Raw genomic sequence first — 1,734 nt, forward strand, 5'->3', positions numbered from 1 at the left:
TCTATCAGACAATCTGTGTGAGCACTGCGCGGGCTGTATCTTTAAGGTAAGGAGGTGATCCAACCGCAGGTTCCCCTACGGTTACCTTGTTACGACTTCACCCCAGTCATGAATCACAAAGTGGTAAGCGCCCTCCCGGAGGTTAAGCTACCTACTTCTTTTGCAACCCACTCCCATGGTGTGACGGGCGGTGTGTACAAGGCCCGGGAACGTATTCACCGTGGCATTCTGATCCACGATTACTAGCGATTCCGACTTCATGGAGTCGAGTTGCAGACTCCAATCCGGACTACGACGCACTTTATGAGGTCCGCTTGCTCTCGCGAGGTCGCTTCTCTTTGTATGCGCCATTGTAGCACGTGTGTAGCCCTGGTCGTAAGGGCCATGATGACTTGACGTCATCCCCACCTTCCTCCAGTTTATCACTGGCAGTCTCCTTTGAGTTCCCGGCCTGACCGCTGGCAACAAAGGATAAGGGTTGCGCTCGTTGCGGGACTTAACCCAACATTTCACAACACGAGCTGACGACAGCCATGCAGCACCTGTCTCACAGTTCCCGAAGGCACTTCCGCATCTCTGCAGAATTCTGTGGATGTCAAGACCAGGTAAGGTTCTTCGCGTTGCATCGAATTAAACCACATGCTCCACCGCTTGTGCGGGCCCCCGTCAATTCATTTGAGTTTTAACCTTGCGGCCGTACTCCCCAGGCGGTCGACTTAACGCGTTAGCTCCGGAAGCCACGCCTCAAGGGCACAACCTCCAAGTCGACATCGTTTACGGCGTGGACTACCAGGGTATCTAATCCTGTTTGCTCCCCACGCTTTCGCACCTGAGCGTCAGTCTTTGTCCAGGGGGCCGCCTTCGCCACCGGTATTCCTCCAGATCTCTACGCATTTCACCGCTACACCTGGAATTCTACCCCCCTCTACAAGACTCAAGCCTGCCAGTTTCGGATGCAGTTCCCAGGTTGAGCCCGGGGATTTCACATCCGACTTGACAGACCGCCTGCGTGCGCTTTACGCCCAGTAATTCCGATTAACGCTTGCACCCTCCGTATTACCGCGGCTGCTGGCACGGAGTTAGCCGGTGCTTCTTCTGCGGGTAACGTCAATGGCAGCGGTTATTAACCACTTCCCCTTCCTCCCCGCTGAAAGTACTTTACAACCCGAAGGCCTTCTTCATACACGCGGCATGGCTGCATCAGGCTTGCGCCCATTGTGCAATATTCCCCACTGCTGCCTCCCGTAGGAGTCTGGACCGTGTCTCAGTTCCAGTGTGGCTGGTCATCCTCTCAGACCAGCTAGGGATCGTCGCCTAGGTGAGCCGTTACCCCACCTACTAGCTAATCCCATCTGGGTTCATCTGATGGCAAGAGGCCCGAAGGTCCCCCTCTTTGGTCTTGCGACGTTATGCGGTATTAGCTACCGTTTCCAGTAGTTATCCCCCTCCATCAGGCAGATCCCCAGACATTACTCACCCGTCCGCCACTCGTCAGCAAAGCAGCAAGCTGCTTCCTGTTACCGTTCGACTTGCATGTGTTAGGCCTGCCGCCAGCGTTCAATCTGAGCCATGATCAAACTCTTCAATTTAAAAGTTTGATGCTCGTGAATTAAACTTCGTAATGAATTACGTGTTCACTCAGAGACTTGATAATTCTTTGTGTACCCGGAGGTACTGAGATATCAATCCTGCGAGTGCCCACACAGATTGTCTGATAAATTGTTAAAGAGCAGT

Annotated in this window: 1 rRNA gene; it reads right to left on the reverse strand. The window is 53.5% G+C overall.

What is annotated here, in order from left to right:
• Window positions 1-47: 47 nt before the first annotated feature.
• Window positions 48-1,589, reverse strand: a 16S ribosomal RNA gene (locus GV764_RS08965).
• Window positions 1,590-1,734: the final 145 nt, after the last annotated feature.

The sequence above is a fragment of the Atlantibacter hermannii genome, from assembly GCF_009907385.1.
GTDB lineage: Bacteria > Pseudomonadota > Gammaproteobacteria > Enterobacterales > Enterobacteriaceae > Atlantibacter > Atlantibacter hermannii_A.